This is a genomic window from Enterococcus olivae, from assembly GCF_053760925.1.
Genome location: NZ_JBSMVT010000001.1, coordinates 317,617 through 341,131 on the forward strand (window position 1 = coordinate 317,617; position 23,515 = coordinate 341,131).

The window sequence follows — 23,515 nt, forward strand, 5'->3', positions numbered from 1 at the left end:
CCCCCTTACATTGGTTTAGGCTGCAAGCCACTGTCTCTGACTGCATCCTTGTTCATTCTTGCGAGTGTTTTGCTAATTCGTTCTTTCAATTTTTCAACCACAGAATCACCATCTAAAATAATATCTGGATCTTTCTCAAGAAGCTGATAAAGGATCTCTATGATCATTTCGAGTAGCGCATTCGTTTGACTTCCTGAGTTATTTCCGGTTTGAACATAACCACCACTTGAAGCAGTAACCACACCAGTTAAATTATTTGGATCAAATAAACTTGTGTCAAAATCAGTATCAAACGTTAAAGCACTCGCAGCATCAGTCAAAGCGTCTTGCATAGTATAGGCATCATCTTCGATACCTACTGCAATACCTCTTGGAATCATCTTACCGACAAAATCACGACCCCAACGAGACGGTGAGTGGATTCCAAAGAAACCCAATACTTTGTCCTTAAATCCGCCTAGGACACCTTTTGCAGCATCCCATAAAGCACCTGCCGCATTACCTATTCCTGAAGCTATCCCAGCAATAATATCGCCACCGATTGATAACCAATCTTGAGATTTAATAACGCTCCAGAACCCACTAAAAATTTGAGGTACTGTTGCTAAAATCTTTGGAATTGCTTGTATGACACCTGAAGCTAAAGTTCCTAACAGTTCAATACCTGCAGATAAAATCTGAGGCAAGTTTGCCAGTATCGCTCCTAAAATCTGAGCAAAAATTTGTGCAACCATCGGAATGAGCATCGGGATTATTTGAACAACTCCATTAATCAAAGCGTTCAAAATCTTAATCCCACCTTGAATGATTTGTGGTAAGTTCGAATAAATAGCGTTAGCGATAACACCGATTAATTGAATCACAATCGGAATCAACTGCGGAATCATTTGAACAATCCCATCGATTAAAGAAAGCAGCAACTCGATTCCTTTTTCAATAATAATTGGTAGGTTAGTTGTAAGTGATTCACTTAGTGACGTAACCAATTGCAATGCTGTATCAATAAACAATGGTAAGTTTTGTACGATACCATCGATTAAGGCTTGTAACAAATCTAAGCCGGCAATAATCAATAGAGGTAGATTCTCGATGATTCCCTGTGCGATTGCACCTAAAGCCATAATTGCAGCCGGGATCAACATTGGTAAAGCTTGTGTGATACCTGTGACTAGTGACATGATGATTTGTATCGCTGCATCAATTAACAACGGTAAGTTATCAATAATCGTTTGAACGATTGTCATAATCGCTTCAATCGCTACTGGAATCACTTGAGGTAGTAATGTCAATAACGTTGATAGCACTTGAGAAAATAACGACGTGACCGCTGTCAGTAATGTTGGCAACATACTGCCTAAAGCCCCCAATAGACCATTGATGGCCGTTGGTAAGGCACTAACGATATTTTCCAGTACTGGCGTAATATTTTTGACGACGTGCCCGAATTGGGTCATTAAATCATTAACCAATTTACCGATATCAGCATTAGAATTTCCGAGACCAGCCAATAAGTTTTGCCAAGCTGAACCCATCCCAGCAAGCGATCCTTGAATAGTTTCTGTAGCTTCCAATGCAGTAGTACCTGTGATCCCCATTTCAGTTTGCATTACATGAATCGCTTCAGTGACATCGGCAAAACTTGAAATGTCGTATTCTATCCCGGATATCTTTTCTGCATCTTCAAGCAATCGAGCCATTTCTTCTTTCGTTCCACCGTAGCCTAGCTTCAAGTTATCTAGCATCGTATAGTTTTGTTTTGCGAATCCTTGATAAGCATTTTGGATACTGCCTATGTCTGAACCCATTTTATTAGCATTCCTTTATACCCCCGATTTCTCGGTATTTAAAAAGACCTGCGATTTCTCACAAGTCTTAGGGAGTAGACTATATCATGTTATATAAATTCAAATTTGTGTCCTTTATGAATGCTTCCATGATTGCAACTTCTTGAAACTTCGGATTGCAAAAACCCATCTTTCACTGTTTCAATCAGTGCACCGTAGTTTTTTTGTTCTCCGGTAATAATATTCGTCGATTTCACTTTTTTGGCTTTTTTGCTTTTTGAACCAAACTTTCCATAATTTGGATGATTTTCTCCAGCAATATGATTAATTAAGCCGTTTTTATAAGCGTGAATTGTGTTTTCTTGAACAGTTACCCACTCTAAATTGTCCATAGAATTATTTAATTTATTGCCATCTTTGTGATTAACTTGTGGCAAATTATTTGGATTATCTATGAAATGAGTAGCTATCAATCTGTGTAAATAGACTTGTTTTTTCTTTCCTTCAACAGCTAAGGTCACTCTATAATATCCATTAGGTGCTATATCAGGACTTAAAACTTTCCCTTTCCACGTTCTTGTTCTGCCCAAAGAATCAGTTTGTGTTCTGTTCTTACTTTTCACAATACCATCGCTTGAAATCTCATAATATTTTTCATACCCAAAAACATTCTTAAGCATTATAATACCACCTTTCTTATAGGTGTATTATACCACAAATTTGTATCATAATACAACCGCACCGCTTCCCAATACGTATCAATAGTAATGGTACTTCCGTTAGGAATAGTCGTTACACTTTCCTCTGTTTTGAGGCTTAGCACGGGATTGTCATGCTACTTTTAAGTAGTTTAGAGTTCCCCCGTTAGCACATACTAATTTTTTATTTGCGTATGCACACCCTTGATAAGGTTCAATGCGTTTTAATCGGACTGGTTAGTTAATCCGACATATCGGTTACAGCTTGATTCGCCACGTCTGCTGCTTTTGAGGTGTCTCCACCTAGTGATTGTAGCAAACTAGCACTAAAGCCTGTGACGGTCTCCATGTACTCATTTGCTGATAGCCCTGCTGTTAGAAATGCATCGTCAGCGAATTGTTGCACCTTTTTAGATGCATCACCAAACAACGTATCTACCCCACCCACAAGTTGTTCATAATCGGCATATGCAGATATAACTTTTTGACTTAAACCGACTGCAGCCGCTCCTGCTACACCAGCTGCAACCGCCATGCCTGCACCGACAACTTTAAGACCACTGCCTAACTTGCTAAAAATGGAACTCGACTTTCCTGCCTTTTCAGTAGTTTCGTCAATGGCCTCGTTAGCGGGTTTATTATCGACGCCTAATGTTCCGAATAATTCAAATACGTTAATTGCCAATAAAATCCCCTCCTAACATAGCTAATGCACTGTTCATTCCTTCTAATGCTTTTGCTTCTTTTTCAGATTTAGATAACGAACGATCTTCCGTCTTGCGGTCGATCTCCGCTTTAAAATCATCGAAGCTATTTTCTCTAAATGGATTGCTAATCCACAATTCCCAGATGGTTTCTTCGCGCATTTCACGAAACATCACCATTAAAAAATCAGGGAACTCCTCGTAAGGAATTTCCCTGATTAAGTCATCGGCACTATTGTATCGTTTGTAGAATTTGTCCCGGAAGACGTTGACGCCGCCGATGGTTTCGATGGCGTTAATAATTTGAATACTTCTCGCAACTCCGGCTTTTCGAAAAAATCGCGTAATGCTCCGGCAAATTCTAGCAAGCTAATTTCAGCGAATTCCTCTTTTGTCATTCCAGATAATTCACCTAAAAATTTAAAGATTTCATCTTCGAAGCCATCAATGTTATCGATCACCATTTCAACGAGGTTCGTAATCAAATGAAAGCTTTCATCATTTAAAATGGTTTCAAGTTCAGATAACCGTTTTGCGGCTACTTCAAGATCTGATTGAGCTTTTTTCCCTTCGGTAGAATTGGGATTTTTTTCGAGGATAACTTGCCAACCAATCGACTTAGCAATTAAGGATTTTTGTTCGCTCATCAAGTCCTTTGCTTTTTCCTGTTGTTTTAACAAACCGACAATGGATGTGGTAATTCCCAATTTTTTCGCTAGACGAATCACTGTAAAAGTATCTTTTGCTTGTAATTCACGCATTTGAACTGTCATTATTTCGTGTCCTCCTCAGTCGGTTGCACTTCTGTAGGTGCACCATCAATCGTTTTACCTTTTGCAGCTAATCCACTTACACCATCAGCAATAGATGGGAATAGGATTGTCACTGGTAAAGAGGTGTCATTAACATCTGTAGCCGATGCCCGTGCTTCAAAGACGAGTTTATAGATTCCTTCTTGTTTATCTTGCGGTTCAAACTCTAATCCACCAGTTGGAAAAGCGTGATGCATGATGATAATAATTGGATCATCGCTACCAGTAATTGTTCCAACATAGGCCAAGTTTTCGATGTAATCAGACGTTTTAACTTCACGTCGAGTCGTAATGACATCAAATCCTTCTGGATATAACGTTCCGTCAGACGTTTTAACATCTGCTAACAAAGCACGTTTCAAGTTGTTAGCCGTCCACTCAATCATGTTGACCTCAAACTTACCTTCACTTGATTCGATACTGTCAGCACCGACAACGGCAGTAAAGACGCCATCAATTTCAGCTTGACGGAATGTATTTACGAGTGAAATAGAAGAACCACCTGAAGTAGCACCGATTAAATCACCGGACCATTTCCCACCTGCTTCTTCTGCACCTTTTACCCATGTTAAGTTTTCCAATAAAGCTCCAGCATTCAACTGGAATCGTTTCGGTGTATCTTGTGTATAGCCTGTTTTAGGCAATTTTTCATATTCTGTTGGCATTTTATTTCCTCCAATCAAATTTGGCGTATAGCCTTAAATTACGACGTTTTAGCATATCGGAACCTGTTGGAACAAAGTCATCCGAGTTATAGCTAATCTGAATTAAAAAGCTGTCAGTAAGTTGATTAAATGGTTCCTGACCATTAAAAAATTCAACCATCGCCGACAGTGTTTTTTCGATACCTACATCGCTTTTACTGTTATCAAACAAATCAACATCAATATAAAAACCTTGACCTTGGAAACGAATAGGCTCGCCTGTCAAAGTAAAGGTTTGATAAGGATATACGACTGTTTTGTTATTATTTCTTGTGTAATGTGTTTCAGGAACGATTGTTTTAAAAAGTCCCGTCAGATAGTTAATTACTTCTATTCGTTGACTCATTTGCTACAACCCTCCAAAAATTTCTTTTGCTAGTGCTTCGATTCGTCCTTTATTCTGTCTAAAAGCCGGTCTTAAATACGGGTGTGGTTCTTGTCCCCAGGTAAAGAACCATTCACCTGAAGGGTCTTGATATACCCAGCCACCTTTACGACCTTGACCATTTTCAGCAAATTCACCGGTCCCAAACTCTACATAAACGGCGTACTCAACATTACTTCCGACATATCCGATTAACTCCTCTTCATCAACTGTATGATCAATTGAGTTCCTTAATCGAGCCGTTTGTACCGTAGCGAGTGCCACGGCTTGCCCTTCGACTAAAATACAAGCCTGAAACAAAAACTGTATCGAAGCCTGCGTGATCGCGTCTTTTCCTTCTTGCGAATTGTCGACAAATGCCATCAAGCCCACCTCTTGCAATAAATCTCGTAGTGATCACCAAGTTCCATGACATCATCAACAAAAGTAATTTCATAAAGGATTCCTGTCCGAGGGTTAAAAATACGATCAGTTGATTCAATGACAAAGCTTGTATCTTCAGTGATAAAAACGTGGCTAGACGTCGCTAGTAAACTATTTTGATACTGCTGTTCATCCGAACCACTAAATAGGTCTAACCATCCGACACATTCATGAACGGTTTTCCAATCGTAAATCGGTTGATTTAACTCGTCTTTTTCATCCGTTTCAACTTCTCTTTTAATTTCAAAAGGGAACATCTTACCACCTCATCCGACGATATTTATCAATAAACGACATCATCGCTGCTGGATAACCGGCAATTGATTCCGTGCTATTTTGGTCATAGTAGGTTTCAGACATGCGAGAGACCGTCTTGGATTTCAGACCGATTTTATCTGCAGTCTTGGCATCATACTTCAGCAATCTTGTCACTCCGAACACAATATCCGGAGGGTATTCAACCTTAGTGATAAAGGCTGATTCATCGTTGCCGACAAACAAACGAGCGCCATCTCGCACCGTAATTGTATTGCCTTCTAAGGATTCAACAACGTATAGACCGTTATTCCACTTGCTACCCGACACTTGGATGGTATCGCCAGTTCGCAAGCCTTCCACTTCATCAAAAACGACAATAGAATTTTCTGAATCAAATCTTAAATTATGAAATCTTACTTTCAAATTTTGGAAAGGATTGTTTGTTTCAGCACGAATAGCCTGTTCAATTCCGCGCAAGTCGTCTTGCGTGACGCTTGGATAAAGTTCTTTTGCTTTATCAAGAGCAATAATCATTATGCAGACTCCTTTCAGACAAATTAAAAAGAGAATGGTTTCCCACTCTCTTATGCACCGCCACCTTCAACTTCAGCCGGTTTTTGTTTAACAATGAAGTCAACTAAGCAATCCGGTTGAACGACTTTACGACCCCAAACATTCAAACCTTTAACAGCATCGCTAAAGTTTTTCTCTGGACGGTACGCTTCAGTTTCCACAATTTGGTTCGCGAAGGTTGTCGCTTGGTCTGTTCCTGCTGGACAATGCACTACGCCACCGGTAGCTGTTTTTAAGTTGTTTGAAGCCAATAATTGGAATCGCCCAACCGTTGCTCCTTCTACCACGCCATTCGCTAAGATATTTAAATCTTTAGTAAAGCGTGCATCCTTAGCTAACATCCCTAAATACCAGTGTGGTAAAGCAATTTTACGCCCAACTTTAGGAACATTTTTCTCGTCTAAGAAGACGCCCAAGTCAACAAGTTTGTCGTAAGCGTTTGTTACATCAATTTCAACCGGTGTAGATACCGCCCCTTGTTTATTCGTTGCACCGGTCACCATTGTTTCAAAAATATCTTGGTCAACTACATCTGCCATTGCGTAAGCAGCACGACCCATTGAACCATCTAACAAATTGACATTCGCTTGGACCTTATCAACATCTTTTACAGCAAAGTTGAAGTATTTCGCTTGGTCAATTGCTAATGTTTGTTGCGTTGAATCTAATTCTTCAGGATCATCAATATCAGCACCTGTGTAGTCTTTGATAGTGATATCGCCTAATTGATTGATTTTAACCGTATCACCGTATGCAGTGATTTCCCCTTCATAATCACGGTTTACAAATTGTAAGGCTACTAAATTCTTGTCTAAATTCGCAAGTAAACGCGCGCTCCAAATTGTAGGGATAAAGTTTTTAAAGTTGCTTGTTGGTAATGCCATTATTCATTTCCTCCTTGTAAGGTAACGCTCACTGCGTCCCAATGTTCATTAATTTCTTGTGCTGTCATTTTTTCAACCTGCGCCATTGTAAATGACGGTGTTTGTTTGCCATCTTTTGGATCAGGTGTAATGGTTTTAAATTTATCCATTGGATCCGATTGTTTGTTCTTGTCATCTGATGCAGCAAAATAATCAGGTAAATTACTTTGCAAATCCTTAACCTTATTTGCTAAATCTTTGACATTGCCTTCTTTATCAAGTTCTAAAGAACCTAATTTAAAAGTAGCGTATTCGATATCTTTGGCACCTGCATCACGTAAAGCATTTCCGACTTGTTGATTGATGACTAATTGCTTGTTGTCTGATTCAAGCTGTTCTGCTTTCGCCTTATAGCTTTCCAATTCTTTCTGAACTTCCGGATTGTCCTGTACCTTATTTTCTAAGGTTTTGATGGTGCTATTCGCTTCTTTCAAACTGTCAGCAATATTGTTGTACTGGTCTTTTGGTACAGCGTGCTTAGGGAATTCCTGTTTAATTTCCTTGTTCAACGCTTCTGTATCAACCGTTCCGTCGTCTTTTGTATGCTTTACTAAAATCTCTTTTAACCATTCCATTACAAATTCCTCCTATACCATTTGTATAGCGGTCGGTTCCGCTTAGGATTTTCGGATATACTGCCGAATACAGTAGCAAACCTTTTAACGTCATGTTTAGGACAAAATAAAAAGGCTTAGTAAATTCCTAAGTCCTCTGCTTCCCAATATTCTTCGTCTTCATCGTCCATATTAGTTTTTCCAACTCTTATAAACCACAGTAGCACCTTGTTTCTCATACCAACCAACCGTCTGCTTCAGATTCGGTAACGTGTGGCTGATAATGCCAATCCGTAAATTAGTATTAGGGAATGATTGGTCAATGTCCACATGAACATGATTGCCATTCCATACAGGCTTGATTTCTTCTTTGATAATTTCGCCTTTGCCGTTTTTCAGCTCATTTTTTACCCAGTAGCGACTGTTTTCATCTTCGATTGCTTTTTTATAAGCACCTGCTAGCGTAGTTGGTACTTCCAGCGTTAGCATTGCTTCGTAAAAGTCATTCATTGTCTTGCTCCTTTACTAGAAACTACTAGAAACTATTTCACGCATAGCTACGAGATTTTAGATCACCTTCACTTTCCGCTCTGTCAGCCTTTACACGTTCCCATTCTCTTTGTTGGGTTTCGTATAAGCGCCTGACAGTATCAGGTGGTTTCTTCTGTCGCTCCAATTGTTGAATCGCTCTAAGTTGCAATTCAACCGGCATATCTTTGAAGAATCTTTCTGCATCACTCGGTTTTCTTTGGTTTTCCATGATGTCCACTCCTTAATCTTCTAAAGCGAATCCAGCAATATTTTCAAGATTAAAAATTGCTTTACGAGCAACTTTTGTTGATACACCAAAATAATTAAATCCGATTACTTCAACGCCAACATCTTCTTTTGTTGTCATAAAATCAGTTACTTTTTCAAATTTCATGGTTTGACCATTTGTCAACCAGATGATTAATGTTTTTTCTTGTTTTTCCATGATGTTCACTCTCCTTTATTTTTTGGTACAAAAATAGCACTTGCCAACTTTTTAGTTAGTAAGTGCTATTTCTCTTAAATTCATCGATTAGTTTCTGTTTGTCTGTTTCAGTAATTCCTTTGAAAAATAATTCATCAAAACTACTAATCTCAACAAATCCATCTACTGTTTTTTGATTAAATTCCCACAAGAGTCTATCAAAATCATCAATAGATTCATCTGGATAATCATAATCACATACCGCATACAACTTTTCCAACACAATCAATGATATTCTCATTTCATCACACCCACTTTACTACGATTAAATATGACTTGAATTGCTCCAGCGTCAATACCATCATAACCTGAAAGGATAGCAAAAACCTCATCTTGTTTATCCATCAAGCTATTTTTCGAGGTTATAAACTCATAAAAGTCGGCGTCTTCGCCGAATTCATCTTTATGATTTTTGAAGTATTTTTTCTCCTCAAACAAAGCATCTCGATTTAACATTTTTGCGTCATTTAAAATATAGGCGGAGATCATCTCACTATCAGAACCACTTATCGCTTTTTCTGCACCTGATTTATCAGTAGCAAAATAGATACCACGACCATTAGCGGATCTCTTAGCACCAGAGACTTGTATTTTGCCTTCTAAGAAGCTTTTCACTTGATCTTTAGCTGTAACATTCCCATACCCGTTTACACCCCTGAAAATAGGTGTCAGTCCTTCTGTTTCAGTGATGATTTGAGGGACAGAATCACTATACCCACTTTCATCTAACAGCCACGTGACGAATTTTGATTTTTCATCATTATAAGGATTTTTCTTGTCAACAAACCCTTTTTCTCGCCAAAGTTGAACAGGATCAGCACCAGTCTGTTCTTGGTATGAATTTATCAGTTGCTTACTACGTTCAATCATCGTCGAGATACGCTCTCGATTACCTATCGTGTCATTAGTTAGTGGAGAAAAACCAAAAATATTAGGTTTAGACTTTTCAAGAGGTTTATCCTCTTCCGTGTCTTTTTTCCCTTCCAACCAATCCTCGTAATTCTGGTACTCAATCTCTTCGCCCGTCTCATTATCACGTCGCAATTTGGGCTCATACCCAACAACTACATTAATTGTCCGACATCTGCAGTTGCAATCCTCACTGGCAACTCCAAACATATGCGGTTGAAGTGCCTTGTGACCGTCGATCTCAAAGTATTCATCGATTCCAACTTCTTGACCATCAAGCTTGCGGTGATTGGTACGAGTATCGCCATCTAAGGTAGACACCCAACGCTTTTTCGTATCAATCCCTAACTCTTTGGCATGCTCCTGAGACTTTTGACGAGTAACACTGGTAACACGCCCTGATTCGGTTCTAGCAATGGTCATTCCTCGACGATAATCAGCGCCACCAATTTCAGCAATTTGAACCGCCATTTTTTGAGTTGACCAACCTTTAGCAAACCCTCTTGTTAGCACCCTGTTCATGTTCTGTTTCATTTTGGTGCTATTACCCTTTAATCGAGTTGAAAGCTTTCTACCTGCAACTGGCGTATTAATAATCACGTTTATCTGTTTGTCGGTCATCATCACAAAAGATAGTGGGATTTTCTCGGTCATTTCAAAATCGTAAAACAACTCATTAAAAGCCACGTGACCATCATGAGTGAGAAAATCATAGATGTTTTTCTTTTCTTCGCCTTTTAATTGGTCAACTTTTGCGTACATTTGACTACGAATCGCTTCAAGTCGTTCTTTCTGCAATTTCTTGCTGAATTTGTCGTCTTGTTCAATCTGTTCAGCCAATTCAATGATGTCTTGTGTGACTTCCTCAGCTAATTCCTTGTACAACTTTTGCAGACGTTTGTTAACGCCTGATTCTGATTTGTTTAGTAAGGATTCAATTTCTTTACGATGTTTTTCAGACATTAAATCACATCCGATTCATCTACTTCTTCATAGTCTTGCTCGCCAAGTCTAGCTTGGACTTCCTCATAATCTAGTTCTAATATTTCACAAATGTATTTCAATACTGACTCATCATCAAGACGAGTTGCAGCATTTAACACATTATCAATTTCAATCTGTCTGCGCTCCGCTTTGGTTTTTTCACGTGTTTCATTTTCGGTTTCGTCAATCATCGTGTCTCTCGTGATGTTGATGGTTAAATCTTCGGCATTATAAGCCTTACCAAAGCGCCGGTTGATGTCAGCAATGATAAGCTTCAGCATTTGTTTTAAAAGCTTACGCAAACGAATTTCAGCCTTATTACACTTCAAATCAAGCAAAGTATAACGGGATTGAATCACCACGTTCGTAATATTTCCATCTCCGACCTGAGAAGAATCAAATCCCATACCAAACTTGTAGATACCTTCCTTGTCGACTCGAAGTTTCTCCTTACGAGCCTCAACAGGAATGTTGACAGTATGAACCTCAATGCCCCCATTTTCACCTGTACCGACCGCGCCACGACTGCGAAGGTTATTAATTAATTGCTCATAGCCATCACCATCAAATCCTTTGACAGCGAAAAATGGTTGGTCAAAATCTTGTAGATTATTCGATAATGAACAGGCCATTAAATCATAATCATCAATTAGCGCTTTAATTGGTTCTAAATCCGTTGTTTGATACTTGTTGTTGTCGTAACGAAGAAAAGGAATAAAATCATCGATGTTTAATGCATCACCTAATGACTGACCAAACGCTTCTTTCGTTACATCATTTACTTTTGTATTGTAGTATAGCGGATTAATTTGATAGGACGTGTCTGATTGAAACTCTTTATTTTCAGTTGCAACAAAATAATATACTTTTTCATTATCCCAAAGTTCCGCTTTAGTGACCTTTACAGATTTATCATCTTTATAAATTTCTGAGTCATAATAGCGAACGATTGCGATCAATTGATTATTTTCGTCGAACACTTGAATAACTTTTAATGAATCCGCCGCACTAAACTGTAGTCGGTCACCATTAAGTTTTGTATAAACGAACTCAAAACCTTTTTGACTACCACCATCGACAACCTCTTGCAACATCAACTGGAATTCCTCATCAAGATACTCTTCAAGGTATTCTTGCAGTCCTTCCTGTTCCGTCAAGACCTCTACAGGGTTAGACAATAAATACTGCGTTTTTTGGTCCGATAACTCTGTAAAGTATGAATGAGAAATCTTGATATTTGATCGCGCCGTTTCTTCATGTACTTTACCCTCGTTATCCACGTAAAAGAATCGTAGGTCTTTGATATCGTGCTTGTGTTTGTAGTAATCAATGCCTTTGCGCATATTATCTTTATAGCTTGCAGCACGGTCGTTACTTACTGCCTGCTTAACTGCAGATGCTAGTTCTTTACTATTTTCTGACTTAAATTTATTTGGATTCAAGGCATTCACTCCTTTCGTTGTTAAAATAGCCAACCACTACCCATAGCCATAGTGTCAGCGATACCTGTAATTGAATCTGGTGCATCATCGTGTGCGTTTTTCCCCTCACGCTGATACGTCGTCATTGCCTCATAAAACTCTGGCCAACGAGTAGCCCAGTCATCCGGATAATAAACATTGTTTTCTACCCAAGCACTGTTGGATAGAATACGCGATTGTTTATTTGCTGATTGGTGGAAGTCTTCCCAGTAAGCAGAACGATAACCAAGCTCTTTTGCTCTACGCTCTGAGTTACGTTTGAACCCACGACCACCATTGTTTCCCTCCACTCGAACATGATTCACTTTGTTCCGAATAATCATATTGGCATGAGCGTTCTCGGTCACTTCCATCGGCTCTTTGGTATAGAGAACATCTATCAAATACGCCTTGTGATCAGAAGTTTCAACCCAAACAGGAGATGACAGATAATCGGCTCCTTTGTCTGCAGTATCGGTGTAATTCCAAGTCTTGATAATATCGCTAGGCAATGTATCGTAGGTTTGGAATTTCTGATACAAACGCCCTTTCTGGTCAATTGGTTCTTGCTGATAATTGGCATTGGCAATTGCAGAACCCATTGCAGCACGTTTCTTTTTATAATCTTCAAAGGATAAAATCTCCGGACAAAGCATTTCTTGCGTTTCTTCGTTGAGTAATGCTTTTTTAACAACTACACGTAGCTTGTAGCCCATTGCCGGCATTTCAGCAATAATACGTCCAGCCAAATCCTTAGAATGCCAACGCGTCATAATGACGATGATTTTACCGCCTTTTTCAACACGAGATAACATCTGCTTAGTAAACCAATCCCAATGTTTCTGCAACTCATTTTCGTTAGTGGCTTCCTGAATCCCTTTGATAACATCATCAACAATTAGCAGGTCAAAACCTTTACCAGTGGCAGAACCACCCGGAGAAGTAGCGAGGTAGGACAATTTGCTCCCTTGCAACGCCCATCGTTTAGCAGCTGCTGATCCATGCTTTAGTTTTGCATTGGGAAAAATATCAGAAAAAACAATTTGTTCATCGACAACTCGTTCTTCAGCAATATTTTCTCGGACGTCTTTCGAAAAATCCGTTGCCATGTCTTCGTTGTAGGAACCGGTAGCCACCCTTAATTTAGGGTTCTTCCCAAGCTCCCACTCGACAAAGCGCCCTGCAGTCGTTGACTTCGCATGACGCGGTGGTAAATTAAGCAACATGATGTCGTCATCTGACTGCATAAACTCCTCAAACTCACAACATAACTCCTTGAGATACCGCCTATCTGACTTGTAAAGGTCAGGGATTTTTAATTGGCAATAAGAAAAGAAGTCATCACGCGCTTTGCGTAATAACTTCTCTCGTTTTAATTGTTTTAATTCTTTCAGGTAACGATATTTTCGAATACTATCCATCATCATCACTTGCGACTTTAAGCTCTTGCTCAAGCTCTTTGATACGGTCCTCTAATTCGGCATCAGTCAGTCCATCCGCGTTGATGTTAACAGTCGATTGAATCTCATGAACATCGACTGCTTTATAACCAGCACGATCAAGTAAATCTTTCGCTGCATTGATTCGGTCAGCATCCTTTGATTCCGGATTATTGACGATATCAGACAGGATTTGACGTGCATCTAATGCATCAAAAAAGAATTCACGCTTCAACTCTTTTTCTAACTGCTTTTCTCGTTTCTCCAGATACTCTAAAACATTAGGATTCGTTAGGAGTTGAGACGACTGTGATTGCGCACTTTTAATACTGTAACCTGCATTGATGGCAGCTTGTTTCTGATTCTTTTTTCTAAGTTTTAAGTATTCATCCACAAAAAGTTTTTGTTGTGTGGTAGGACCTCTCACGGACATATTGACCAACTCCTTTTCAAATTTTATGTAAAAGAAAAAGACGCCCATCCGGACGCCTCCCAAGAAGAATCATAACGATGAAAGGATGCACTCCTTTCTTGTTATGGAATATTGTGAGTAGCCCATAACCGACGACTCTCTTTTGTTAAATGATTACGGTATTACTATAAAATACTTTTTACAACATTTCAGCATCATAGGGTACAGTACTTAAATAGTACCTTCAGATTGTCTTGATAACTTGTATTTAAATTTCACTTTGTTCTTGATGTATTCATCTGTAAAATCAAGGTACTTCTTTAAAGCTGCATGCCTAGTTTTAATGTAAGAGTAACTGTAAGATAGATCGCTAGCTATTTCTTCCAGAGTCTTTCCATGGATGTACTTCATCATAACTATCTCATTATCCAGTCCTTCGAATGAAGATACTAAGACTTCTGTTTCTTCTTTTTGGTTGTATAAAATATCCAACTCTTTCTCAATAGCTTCGATATTTTCTTCAAGTTTTGCTGACCTAGAATTTTTATCTAATCTGACGTTTGCTAAATCACCATTGACCCAACGATCTAATTCCAGCTTACTTTTATTTAGATTCCACCTAAGATACAGAATCTGTTGTTCAAGTTCTTGATAGTCTTTTAACCATTGGAATCTCACAAACGCCACCCCTTTATGCTATAATGATTTTGCTGGGTCATCTCTGAAGAGGTGGCTTTTGTTATTTCTTTTTGTTGTTAGTACCGTTAGCAATTGCTTTTTGCTGCAACCGACGTTTCTTTTTCTTGATTTTCGATTTCGTTTTCCCCATATGAGAATCCTCCTATAAACGCATACCGCGTTCTTGAATTGTATTTGCGACCTGTTCGATTTTGTCCTCTGCGGAACGTAGAAGAGCCATATTTTCATCTAATTTACCTTATCGTTTCCATTTTTTTGCTGAAACTATACTCCCAAGTTGTAAAAACTCATTTAACGCTAACCATTCAGCAGCAGTAATATTATTTTTCAAAATCTAACCTCTCCCTTAAAGCATTATTTTCTTGTTTCAAAACTGATATTTCTAAATTCTGGCGACTGATTGTCTCATCTAATTTTTCAGCTTGCTTCAGTGTTACAGCTAAACAAACGGTTAGCAAAGTGATTATGGCGAATACAGCAACAGTCGATATTTCGTCTTTAGTCATTGATTTCCTCCATTCTCAACTTACCTGACATCAAATCTGGCAATAAAGCATCTCGCAATTCAACCAGCAAACGATTTTCTTCGTTGTTCAAGGTTATTATTTGTTGACGCCACATATTAAAGAAAAGTTGAATGATTTCAGGCATTCGTTCAAAATTCTTAACTTCAAATTTCAATTCCTTATTGCGACTTAAAGTAACTACATCTTCTTTGGTAATTTTCAAATCTAAACCGCCAAGCCATACGTTCATTGCTTTATTTGTTTCTTGTCCTTGTTTAAAACTTTGGGCTAAATCATAGACACCTAAATTTTTAGCCATATTTTCATTGATAGTGATTTTGACACCGTTCTTATATTCAATGATTCGGTTCAAGTCAGTCACTATATCTTCATAATTTCGATGTTCAGACAATTCAAATTCAATTTCAATATATCTCTTGGGTACTAAATTATAGTCCTGACTTCTAATTGATTCCAAATCAACTAATTGACTGTATTCAGTTTTATCTATTTTATTATCGATAATCTCTAAGGCTTGTTGAATCAGTTCGTCTGTAAGCACATTTACTTCTTTCGTGTAAACACGGTTGGTTTTTGACTTACCGCCATATTGACCTCTTTGTTCTCTGATTTCTTTAGTTCCTTTATCGAATAAATCAATCATTTGAACTTTTCGTGTCTCTTTATTCTTATTTAAAAGTAAGATACACGTTGGAATGCTAGTTGATTCAAACATATTCCCTGGCAATGAAATAATAGCCTCTAAATAGTTTGCTTCACATAAATTCTTTTTAATTTCCAGTTCTTCTTTTTGAGTAGTCGACAGAACACCTTGAGGCAATAGAAAAACTTGTTGTTCTGTATGATAAATCGCTGTTTGAATAAAAGCGAAATTCGCATTACTTTCAGGTGGTACACCTAAATCAAATCTAGGTTGTGATTGAGCAAAGAACGGTAGTTCCCATTTCATATTGTAGGGCGGATTACTAATTGTTGTTGTCAATTCGTCTCACCTCGCTATATTCTTCTCGTGGCGTTACTTGATAAATTGCCATTACATCATTTTGCAAAACATCCGTATGTTTTACAGTAGCTTTGATATTTCGTACCGCTAAATTGAAAAGTAATAAAGGCAATACGTTTTCATCAAATTCTAAGCACTCAAATTCTGTTTCATGATTTAAATTCCACGTTTGGATAGTTAAAGCCCCACTACCAGCACACATATCAACTATTTTCGTTTCGCCTTTTCTAAGGGCTAAAGCTCCCATGAGTTGAGCTAGACTTTTTGGAGTGTAATCTTGCATTTTTTCTTTTCTATCCGCTAAGTGATATTGGAATATCCGTTGCAACCAATCTATGCTCAAATCTTGTACGGAATTTTTGAACGCTTGATACTTTTCTTTCTCGTTTCTCAAAACAGTAGTCATTATTTTTTTAGGTAATTCTTCCACTGATTCAGCATTAAAATTTCCCAGTATTTTTTTGGTTAGTTCACTCAGTTCCATATTGATCACTACCTTTCTATCTCTCCAAGAATTTCTTCGATAAGGACAACTGCAACGTCATTCATCAAATCGTTTATATGATCCGACAAACTATCGCAATCAATAACTATCCCGTTACCCCCGTACGAAGTTATTTCCGGATTACTTTCATCAAGAATTAATTCCACATCTTTTTTGATTTTTTTAGCAATCATTTTAGTTCGTTCATCCATGCTTGATTCCTCCTAGATGGCTTTCTCGGCTTGGGTTCTCTCTTGTGGACGTTGATCACATGACCGCCACAATTTGCCGCAGCTGCTTCTGCCTCTTGCTTGGTGTCGAACGTTTTGACATCTCGGACTGCGTCAACTTGCACGCCATCGGAACCTTGATACACATTTTTCTTGATTGCGAATCCTCTTAGCATAATTAATTGCTCCACTCTCCAATCATTTTATTCACCAAATCAAGGGCTGCTTGTGTATTTCCTTCTATTTCGCTACTGGATGATGGTTGATATAGTGCGCATTCTAGCAATTCTTTGATGTCGCTTAGGTTTTCCAAGTTGGTCTCAGTAGGTAGTTCAACTCCTCTGACTGTGTGAGTTCCTCCATAAGTTCGATATCCATCGATATGGACATCTCCTTTGATTTTCTTCAATTTTTCAAATTCTCCCCAAGCTTTACCTTGAATAATTAGTTTATTCACTCGCTCCACTCTCCTTAATAAATACCGTCCACTTAGTTTTCGCCCTCTGTTTTCTCCTCTGAGACGTTTTCGCCTTTTTGCGGGTAAATACTCAATTTATTTTCTAAATCGTCGTCACCGTCTTCATGTTCGGTTTCCGTGTCGTTTTCTTCGGCTTCGTCAGGGAACAAGATATCTTCTTTGTGTTTATCCCAGTAATCTGCGAACGGTGCGAAATGCTGACGAGATTTTTCCAACTCGTTAAGTAGCTTAGAATCTGACATTTCGTAATCGTCAGCAATTGATCCTAAGTCCTCGCCATCATTTAGACGAATAATGACATCACGCGGATTGATCGATACATCGTCTGGAAGAATCAGCGTGCTTGAAGCCATGATGTACTGATCAATCAGATCTTTATCTACTTTTTTCTCGACACGTTTGATATCGATATTGCCTTGACCATCAACGTCCAATTGAGTTTGCTCGGTTTTGCGAATTTCTGCCGTACCATCGGCATTAATAATCCATTCAGTAATTGGCTTTTTGGTGCTGGTGTCAAATTCTTGAATATAGGTGTAAGTTTCCGGAATGACTGCGATTAATACTGTTTTCCCTGATAGCTTGCGTAACTCGTCATATTTTCCGTTTAGTGAATCGTTTTTAACTTCAAGCGTAATTTTAGTTAAATCCTCGCTTGCAATATTGATTGATTTTATTGATGGTTTAAATTCTAATGACATATATTTCCCCTCCTAATAATTCGTCGCATCTTGCCAGTGATAGTCAAAATCACGGACAATCAACGGTTTTTTCTCATTCAACGGCTTAGTGACACCCTGCGTAATTACTTTAAAATCCCTAGTTCGTACAACGACCGCTTCGACTGGATGGCCATATTTGATGGCGAATAGTCGAAATCGTAATTTGTTGGACTGGTCAATGCCATACATACCAAAGCTATTTTTGACATCAATCACATGCAACCAACTGCCGTCGTGGTTTTTAATGATGAAGTCTGGAGAATAGGCGATTTGCGATATTTTTCCACCACCTCCAGGTAATTCGGTTAGCTCGGTTAGCTTGAATCGCGGATGAACCTCGAAAGGAAAACCGCAATTTTTTACGAATCGCTCATAAAATTGAGCTTCTTTGGCTGAGTCAAAGGTGAATCCATCGACGATCACCTTGTTTCCGCGTTTATTTAGTGCTGTTGGGCTACTCATTTCCTTCCTCCTTGCTCTTTTGATATTCCTGCATACTTTTCTGGATCTTCGCCATCATTTCTGGATCATCGACCTCTTCAGGTGGGTTGTCCACCCAGTCAGGTAGCTTTTCTTTCCGTACCGGTTTATTGCTAAAGCCGTTAGGCTGATAAGATGGTTTGTTTTTTTGTGCCGTCATTTTGTCAAAATTCCGTCTCAAACTTGATGGAGACAAGACCACTCCTGACCAAAACTCGTGATTGGTTGCCCAAACGATCATGTCCTGGACTTCTTTCCCGGATCGTTTATCTGATTCTATGGTCAAACGAATCGTATTCGCCCACTTATCAAAGTCAGGCTCCTTGATGTTTTGATTTTGGGAAAGGGACTTGAAAAGTAAAACAGCTAATTTCTTATTCGGGTCGTCGTCATCGTAGACGCGTTTCTTGCGGTTACGAGGATTATTATTATTCTTATCATTCTTATCATTCTTATCATTCTTGTTTGTGGACAAGCGCTGGACACTTGCTGGACAACCGCTGGACAACCGCTGGTCACTGGACTGATAGTCACTCCATTTTTTTATTGATATAACGCTATATTTTGGGGTTGAAGTGATGGACAACATTTCCTCACTTTCAAATTTTTTCATCCATCTCCATAACGTACGGCTGACAACGACCTGGTCACTCGTCGCTCCTTGGTTGTATTCTTTTCCCAGTGCGTCGCGCCCTGTGACGAATTGACCGCTGGACAATGACACTTCATTTCCATTAAACAAAAATCGCCTACCTTCGTGACTAGCTTTCATTAAACAAAGCAACCAAAGTTTCAACATATTAGGATTAGCCCAAACGAATGAACTAGTCACTTTTCTATACAGTTTGATATAGCCTATGTCCATTCGTCTTCACCACCTAAGCTATATAAACCGGAACGCCGGAGACTTTTTGAACTTCGCCTTTGAACTGTTTGGCGTGGCTGTTGCTATCAGACAAATGGATCAAGTGAATTTCCTGCAGGTAGGTCCCACGATTCGCTTTGACGAATTCGATCGTGTTCGCTAGGTCGAAGTGACTGCCTTTGATCCGCGTCTTCAGCTTTTTAGAGAACTTGTCGCTGTTTAGCTTTGATTCGATGATCTCGTCAGAATAGTTGGCTTCGATCATCATGTGTGTGACATTGGGGAATTTATATCGCACGTAATAGGAATCAGTGATGAAAACCAAGCGATCGCCTGCAGTATTATCAATCAGGAATCCGCAAGGCTCTGCCACATCGTGCTTGGTTTCGAATGGCGTGACTCTCCAGGTGCCGATTGCAATCGTTTCTTTGTAAGTAACTGCTCGGAATCGATAGCGATTAATGTGTTTTAGCTTGAGAACATCGTCTTTGAACATGGCATCGATCGTGCCTTTGGTGGCGTAAATATCTGCACCAACATGATCAACGAATGATTTAACATACTGGCAATGGTCCCGATGCTCGTGCGTGATCAGTACGCCTGCCACTTTTGACAAGTCATGTTTCATCATTTCTTGTATGCGCCGGAATGAAACACCAGCCTCCAGGATCAACTGGGAGTAGCCATCATCTATTAGATAACTATTCCCTTTGCTCCCACTGCCGAAAACTTTTACCTTAATCAATAGGGATCACCCTCTTCGTTATCGATGCCTAAGTCAGTTTGACCAGGCTCGGTGAAATCACCGTCAATAATTTCACCATCGTTTGTGACGTTTGACGGTCGATCATTGGTTCTAGTTGTTGCTGCTTTAGCTGGTTGAGGATCCAAAACTTCTGTATTGGCATTTTCGTTGATTTCTTCGACAATTTCCGCTTCTTTGCGGCGTAACTGTCTTGATTGGTAATCGTCATCTACTTCATCGACAACTGATTGGATATACGCGTTTGAAAAGTCTTTTGGAATTTTTTTAACGATACGATTACGCATTTTGCGAACAATCATCGTTTCACGGCTTTGCGGCTCTTTCCATGCTGGACTAATATTTCCCGTGTCTTGCATATCTTTGCTATCCAAAATTTCATCAAGGGTATGAGACTCTGCAAATTCTTTTATTTTTTCTTTTTTCTCCACTTTTTTGTTATCCCACATCAAATTGTTATACATGTGTGCCAATAAATTAGCTTTGACATCTTCACGCTCTGAAATGAAATATTCCACTTGGCCATCAATGTATTCAATTGGATAAACAACACGAATTACTTTTCCTTGGCCAGTTGGTGTCCAAGTTGGTGGTGTTACTTGTAGTCCGGCATAACCTGGGTAGGTAAATTGGTCTTTTTCACGAACTTCCCAATGGCGGTGAACCGTTTTGACATTACGACCAAAGCGAGAAAGAATCGCGTCGTTTCCATCCCCTTCTATGCCCATTTCGATAATTTGGATTGGATTGCCACCCTTGATTTTTTGATTACGTTTGATGAAATAGACTTCTCGTGGTGTGGCAGTTGCATTAAGTTGCAATGCTGCTACATGCATTAACGTTTGAGTTAAATTGCTTTGATCTACATCTTTAATTCCAATGCCTTCTTTTACGAGCATTTCGTTAATGGATGAAATCGAATTGATAACGCAGGTACGTTGGTACTCAGTCATACGGATTCCATTGCCATGAAGCTGTGTCTCAATTTGTGGCATATACGTATCATTGATTTTTGCTAATTGTGATTTATAAACTGGTGCTGGTGTATTTTGATTTGTCATTATTTCTCATCCTCCAAAAATAGTTTGTATTCTTCTCCGTTTAGTAAAAAGAAAGTTTTATTCGTTAAATTGGAACGATTAGATCTATCCAAAAAATCCATTACCTCGTCAGTCAAAGTGTCAATATCTTCAAAAGTTCCGATAAACTGTTTCGTTCCGCCAACTCTGGCATACACTAAAATGGTTTTCATACTCTAAGCCTCCACTACTAATTCATTATCTTCTGTTACCTGCAACTCAATCATCTGGCTATCGATGGCTACTAATTCATTGACTGACTCGGCATTATCCACAAAAACTGGCATAAATACGCCGAATTGATTGGATAGCGTATTGACAATATCTAGGTCACAATTGATTCTTGCACCATTATTTAAACCGCTGCTGTACTCCACACCGTTATAAGTCGCTTCGCACGTTTCGGCGATCGCGCCATTTTTCTGAACATCAAACAATTTCCATTTAACCAGCTGAAACTTCGTGTTGATCGACTCTTCGATGGATGACACTTTTACTCGAGTAAATTCATCGATTAGCCACAGTTTCCTCTCTACGTCTTGATTTTGAGCTTTTAGCTCAGAGTCCTTTTCTCTCAACGCCTGCACACGATCATTCAATTGATCCACCATTTTTTGCTCGCTTAACTTTGCTTGAATATCAACGATTTTAGAACGAAGTTCATTAACGTTGATCTGCGCTTCATGAGCGGCCGCCTCAGAATCTTCTTTTGATCTAGTTATTTTTTCTTCAACAACTTTGATTTGATTGCTGATTTTTTTGTATTGTTTTGAATCCTCAAACTTCCCTTGACGACCTTTTTCGTAATTGAGTTCCTGGTAGATGGCATCTACTTTTTTCGTGAACTTATCAACGTCTTTTTTTGCATTGGAAAGGTTGCGTTTCGTCACACCTAGCCTTGCATGATCTCCAGCCATGACTTCTTTTGTCGCACCTGCAGTTTTCACATTGTTGATGTTTTCTTCCAAGCGTTCCGATTTATCAACGTTAAATTTCTCCCGCAATTGATTTATCTGATCCGTTGGCAGAGCTTGGCCACAAGTAGGGCAATCAACCGCATGCTCGTCAAACGTGATTGATTGAATATGCTTGTATTCGGCGATCATTCGTTCGCGATAGTTTTCTTTTTCTTTGACTGTTCGCTCGACGTTGGAAAGTTCTAGCTGGAATTCGTTGACCTCTGCTCTAGCCTCACGCAATTTGCGATCTAATTCGTCTGCGTCTGCCTGCAGGCTTTGAGTAGCTAAATGCTCTGCAGATAGAAACTTGCGCTGTTCCTCCGCTAAGTCAAGCTTTAATTGAGCAAGTTCTTGTTGCGCATCTAACGAAGCATCACCATTTTTGATAGCTGCTAACTTATTTTCTGCTTTTTCCAGATCTGCTTTGTGAGTGCCAAGGTTAGCTTCCAGTGCGATCACATCACCGATACGATCTTGAATTGATTTGATAGTATCTGTGTTCTCCTGGATACGTGCAGGGATCCCATCGATCTGTTGCTTGATTTCCTTCTTTTGCCCAGCAAGGATTTTTTTGAGTTCATCGATCGAGTGATCGCCCAGGGCTTTTTGTAACTCCTGCAGGTCAGGGTTATTTTCGATGATGGATTCGTCAGTTACTCCAGACATTTCCATCAATATCTCCCGGCGCTTGGACCAGTTCAAAGTCATGAAGAAAGCTGAGTTAGAAAGCATTTGAAGGCGTTGTTCGCCTCCGAGATTAGAAATAAACTCTTTCCATTCCTTTTCCTTTGATGGCACGCCATCCACAAAATACTTGGTAGTATCAGAGGCGCGAGTTGCTTCTAGCTCACCACGTTTGGTAGACCATTTTTCCTCCTGGATCCGTGTAAGAGTTATCGTTTTTCCGTCAATGATCAGTTGTGCTTCGACAGTTGGAGCCAAACCTAGCTTTTCCTGGTTGTTTTGATCTAGCGGTTTCGGATTTAACTTGGATCCATGAGAATCTTTTCCAAACAGCAACCACTGGAAGCTATCGGCTAAAGAAGTTTTACCAGCACCATTTTGACCGCTAACAACAGCATTTCGGCCATTTAGAGTTAAAGTGAAGTCTTCAAACCCCTTGAAATTCTTAATGCTTATTTCGTCAATTTTAATTTTTGTCATTTTGTGTTATCCTTTCATTGTGATA

The 23,515-nt window shown here is 39.2% G+C and carries 34 protein-coding genes; all 34 read right to left on the bottom strand.

Going from position 1 to position 23,515, the window contains the following annotated elements:
* Positions 1-5: 5 nt before the first annotated feature.
* Positions 6-1,805: a phage tail protein gene (locus tag ACWODM_RS01735; RefSeq protein WP_455319632.1), complete on the bottom strand. Its 1,800-nt coding sequence runs from the start codon at positions 1,803-1,805 to the stop codon at positions 6-8.
* Positions 1,806-1,894: 89 nt separating this feature from the next.
* Entirely contained in the window at positions 1,895-2,464 is a 570-nt protein-coding gene (locus ACWODM_RS01740) for an NUMOD4 domain-containing protein (protein ID WP_455319633.1), read from the bottom strand.
* Between the two features lie 259 nt (positions 2,465-2,723).
* Positions 2,724-3,167, bottom strand: a complete 444-nt coding sequence (locus ACWODM_RS01745) for a hypothetical protein (protein ID WP_455319634.1) — start codon at positions 3,165-3,167, stop codon at positions 2,724-2,726.
* Complete coding sequence (locus tag ACWODM_RS01750) at positions 3,157-3,366, bottom strand: hypothetical protein (RefSeq protein WP_455319635.1); 210 nt, start codon at positions 3,364-3,366, stop codon at positions 3,157-3,159. The genes ACWODM_RS01745 and ACWODM_RS01750 overlap by 11 nt, the downstream gene beginning before the upstream one ends.
* A 38-nt stretch (positions 3,367-3,404) precedes the next feature.
* Positions 3,405-3,959: a hypothetical protein gene (locus ACWODM_RS01755; protein ID WP_455319636.1), complete on the bottom strand. Its 555-nt coding sequence runs from the start codon at positions 3,957-3,959 to the stop codon at positions 3,405-3,407.
* Entirely contained in the window at positions 3,959-4,663 is a 705-nt protein-coding gene (locus ACWODM_RS01760) for a hypothetical protein (protein WP_455319637.1), read from the bottom strand. The genes ACWODM_RS01755 and ACWODM_RS01760 overlap by 1 nt, the downstream gene beginning before the upstream one ends.
* Position 4,664: 1 nt before the next feature.
* A complete protein-coding gene (locus ACWODM_RS01765) occupies positions 4,665-5,048 on the bottom strand; it encodes a hypothetical protein (protein WP_455319638.1) in 384 nt (127 codons plus the stop codon).
* Between the two features lie 3 nt (positions 5,049-5,051).
* Positions 5,052-5,450, bottom strand: coding sequence for an HK97-gp10 family putative phage morphogenesis protein (locus tag ACWODM_RS01770; RefSeq protein WP_455319639.1), 399 nt, complete (start codon positions 5,448-5,450; stop codon positions 5,052-5,054).
* Positions 5,450-5,767, bottom strand: coding sequence for a phage head-tail adapter protein (locus tag ACWODM_RS01775; RefSeq protein ID WP_455319640.1), 318 nt, complete (start codon positions 5,765-5,767; stop codon positions 5,450-5,452). The genes ACWODM_RS01770 and ACWODM_RS01775 overlap by 1 nt, the downstream gene beginning before the upstream one ends.
* Position 5,768: 1 nt before the next feature.
* Complete coding sequence (locus ACWODM_RS01780) at positions 5,769-6,302, bottom strand: hypothetical protein (protein ID WP_455319641.1); 534 nt, start codon at positions 6,300-6,302, stop codon at positions 5,769-5,771.
* 50 nt (positions 6,303-6,352) lie between these two features.
* Positions 6,353-7,225 carry a phage major capsid protein gene (locus ACWODM_RS01785; RefSeq protein ID WP_455319642.1) on the bottom strand — a complete coding sequence of 291 codons (873 nt, stop codon included), beginning with the start codon at positions 7,223-7,225 and terminating at the stop codon, positions 6,353-6,355.
* Positions 7,225-7,839, bottom strand: a complete 615-nt coding sequence (locus ACWODM_RS01790) for a phage scaffolding protein (RefSeq protein ID WP_455319643.1) — start codon at positions 7,837-7,839, stop codon at positions 7,225-7,227. Before ACWODM_RS01790 ends, ACWODM_RS01785 begins: the two co-directional genes overlap by 1 nt.
* Positions 7,840-8,010: 171 nt before the next feature.
* Positions 8,011-8,328, bottom strand: coding sequence for a hypothetical protein (locus ACWODM_RS01795; RefSeq protein ID WP_455319644.1), 318 nt, complete (start codon positions 8,326-8,328; stop codon positions 8,011-8,013).
* Between the two features lie 37 nt (positions 8,329-8,365).
* On the bottom strand, positions 8,366-8,578 hold the full coding sequence (locus ACWODM_RS01800; RefSeq protein WP_455319645.1) for a hypothetical protein: 213 nt from the start codon (positions 8,576-8,578) through the stop codon (positions 8,366-8,368).
* A 12-nt stretch (positions 8,579-8,590) separates the two neighbouring features.
* Positions 8,591-8,794, bottom strand: coding sequence for a hypothetical protein (locus ACWODM_RS01805; RefSeq protein ID WP_455319646.1), 204 nt, complete (start codon positions 8,792-8,794; stop codon positions 8,591-8,593).
* 55 nt (positions 8,795-8,849) lie between these two features.
* Positions 8,850-9,074: a hypothetical protein gene (locus ACWODM_RS01810; protein ID WP_455319647.1), complete on the bottom strand. Its 225-nt coding sequence runs from the start codon at positions 9,072-9,074 to the stop codon at positions 8,850-8,852.
* A complete protein-coding gene (locus ACWODM_RS01815; protein WP_455319648.1) occupies positions 9,071-10,705 on the bottom strand; it encodes a phage minor head protein in 1,635 nt (544 codons plus the stop codon). The genes ACWODM_RS01810 and ACWODM_RS01815 overlap by 4 nt, the downstream gene beginning before the upstream one ends.
* Positions 10,705-12,168 (bottom strand): phage portal protein, encoded by a 1,464-nt coding sequence (locus ACWODM_RS01820; protein ID WP_455319649.1) that lies wholly within the window; start codon positions 12,166-12,168, stop codon positions 10,705-10,707. The genes ACWODM_RS01815 and ACWODM_RS01820 overlap by 1 nt, the downstream gene beginning before the upstream one ends.
* Before the next feature lie 20 nt (positions 12,169-12,188).
* Positions 12,189-13,613, bottom strand: a complete 1,425-nt coding sequence (gene terL / locus ACWODM_RS01825) for a phage terminase large subunit (protein ID WP_455319712.1) — start codon at positions 13,611-13,613, stop codon at positions 12,189-12,191.
* A complete protein-coding gene (locus tag ACWODM_RS01830) occupies positions 13,600-14,058 on the bottom strand; it encodes a terminase small subunit (protein WP_455319650.1) in 459 nt (152 codons plus the stop codon). The genes terL and ACWODM_RS01830 overlap by 14 nt, the downstream gene beginning before the upstream one ends.
* 210 nt (positions 14,059-14,268) lie before the next feature.
* A complete protein-coding gene (locus ACWODM_RS01835; protein ID WP_455319651.1) occupies positions 14,269-14,715 on the bottom strand; it encodes a hypothetical protein in 447 nt (148 codons plus the stop codon).
* A gap of 341 nt (positions 14,716-15,056) precedes the next feature.
* Entirely contained in the window at positions 15,057-15,242 is a 186-nt protein-coding gene (locus ACWODM_RS01840; protein ID WP_455319652.1) for a hypothetical protein, read from the bottom strand.
* Positions 15,235-16,245: an N-6 DNA methylase gene (locus ACWODM_RS01845; RefSeq protein ID WP_455319653.1), complete on the bottom strand. Its 1,011-nt coding sequence runs from the start codon at positions 16,243-16,245 to the stop codon at positions 15,235-15,237. Before ACWODM_RS01845 ends, ACWODM_RS01840 begins: the two co-directional genes overlap by 8 nt.
* The gene (locus ACWODM_RS01850) at positions 16,229-16,750 is read right to left on the bottom strand and encodes an N-6 DNA methylase (protein WP_455319654.1); all 522 of its coding nucleotides are present in this window, start codon (positions 16,748-16,750) and stop codon (positions 16,229-16,231) included. The genes ACWODM_RS01845 and ACWODM_RS01850 overlap by 17 nt, the downstream gene beginning before the upstream one ends.
* Before the next feature lie 8 nt (positions 16,751-16,758).
* Positions 16,759-16,962 (bottom strand): hypothetical protein, encoded by a 204-nt coding sequence (locus tag ACWODM_RS01855; protein WP_455319655.1) that lies wholly within the window; start codon positions 16,960-16,962, stop codon positions 16,759-16,761.
* A complete protein-coding gene (locus ACWODM_RS01860) occupies positions 16,941-17,156 on the bottom strand; it encodes a hypothetical protein (protein ID WP_455319656.1) in 216 nt (71 codons plus the stop codon). Before ACWODM_RS01860 ends, ACWODM_RS01855 begins: the two co-directional genes overlap by 22 nt.
* 2 nt (positions 17,157-17,158) lie before the next feature.
* Positions 17,159-17,437 (bottom strand): hypothetical protein, encoded by a 279-nt coding sequence (locus ACWODM_RS01865; protein ID WP_455319657.1) that lies wholly within the window; start codon positions 17,435-17,437, stop codon positions 17,159-17,161.
* 32 nt (positions 17,438-17,469) lie between these two features.
* Positions 17,470-18,159 (bottom strand): hypothetical protein, encoded by a 690-nt coding sequence (locus ACWODM_RS01870; protein WP_455319658.1) that lies wholly within the window; start codon positions 18,157-18,159, stop codon positions 17,470-17,472.
* Between the two features lie 12 nt (positions 18,160-18,171).
* Positions 18,172-18,642 (bottom strand): DUF1064 domain-containing protein, encoded by a 471-nt coding sequence (locus tag ACWODM_RS01875; protein WP_455319659.1) that lies wholly within the window; start codon positions 18,640-18,642, stop codon positions 18,172-18,174.
* On the bottom strand, positions 18,635-19,525 hold the full coding sequence (locus ACWODM_RS01880; protein ID WP_455319660.1) for a hypothetical protein: 891 nt from the start codon (positions 19,523-19,525) through the stop codon (positions 18,635-18,637). The genes ACWODM_RS01875 and ACWODM_RS01880 overlap by 8 nt, the downstream gene beginning before the upstream one ends.
* 13 nt (positions 19,526-19,538) lie before the next feature.
* Positions 19,539-20,270 carry an MBL fold metallo-hydrolase gene (locus ACWODM_RS01885; protein ID WP_455319661.1) on the bottom strand — a complete coding sequence of 244 codons (732 nt, stop codon included), beginning with the start codon at positions 20,268-20,270 and terminating at the stop codon, positions 19,539-19,541.
* Positions 20,267-21,349, bottom strand: coding sequence for a hypothetical protein (locus tag ACWODM_RS01890; protein WP_455319662.1), 1,083 nt, complete (start codon positions 21,347-21,349; stop codon positions 20,267-20,269). Before ACWODM_RS01890 ends, ACWODM_RS01885 begins: the two co-directional genes overlap by 4 nt.
* The gene (locus tag ACWODM_RS01895; protein ID WP_455319663.1) at positions 21,349-21,540 is read right to left on the bottom strand and encodes a hypothetical protein; all 192 of its coding nucleotides are present in this window, start codon (positions 21,538-21,540) and stop codon (positions 21,349-21,351) included. The genes ACWODM_RS01890 and ACWODM_RS01895 overlap by 1 nt, the downstream gene beginning before the upstream one ends.
* Before the next feature lie 3 nt (positions 21,541-21,543).
* Complete coding sequence (locus ACWODM_RS01900) at positions 21,544-23,490, bottom strand: AAA family ATPase (RefSeq protein WP_455319664.1); 1,947 nt, start codon at positions 23,488-23,490, stop codon at positions 21,544-21,546.
* Between the last annotated feature and the right edge of the window lie 25 nt (positions 23,491-23,515).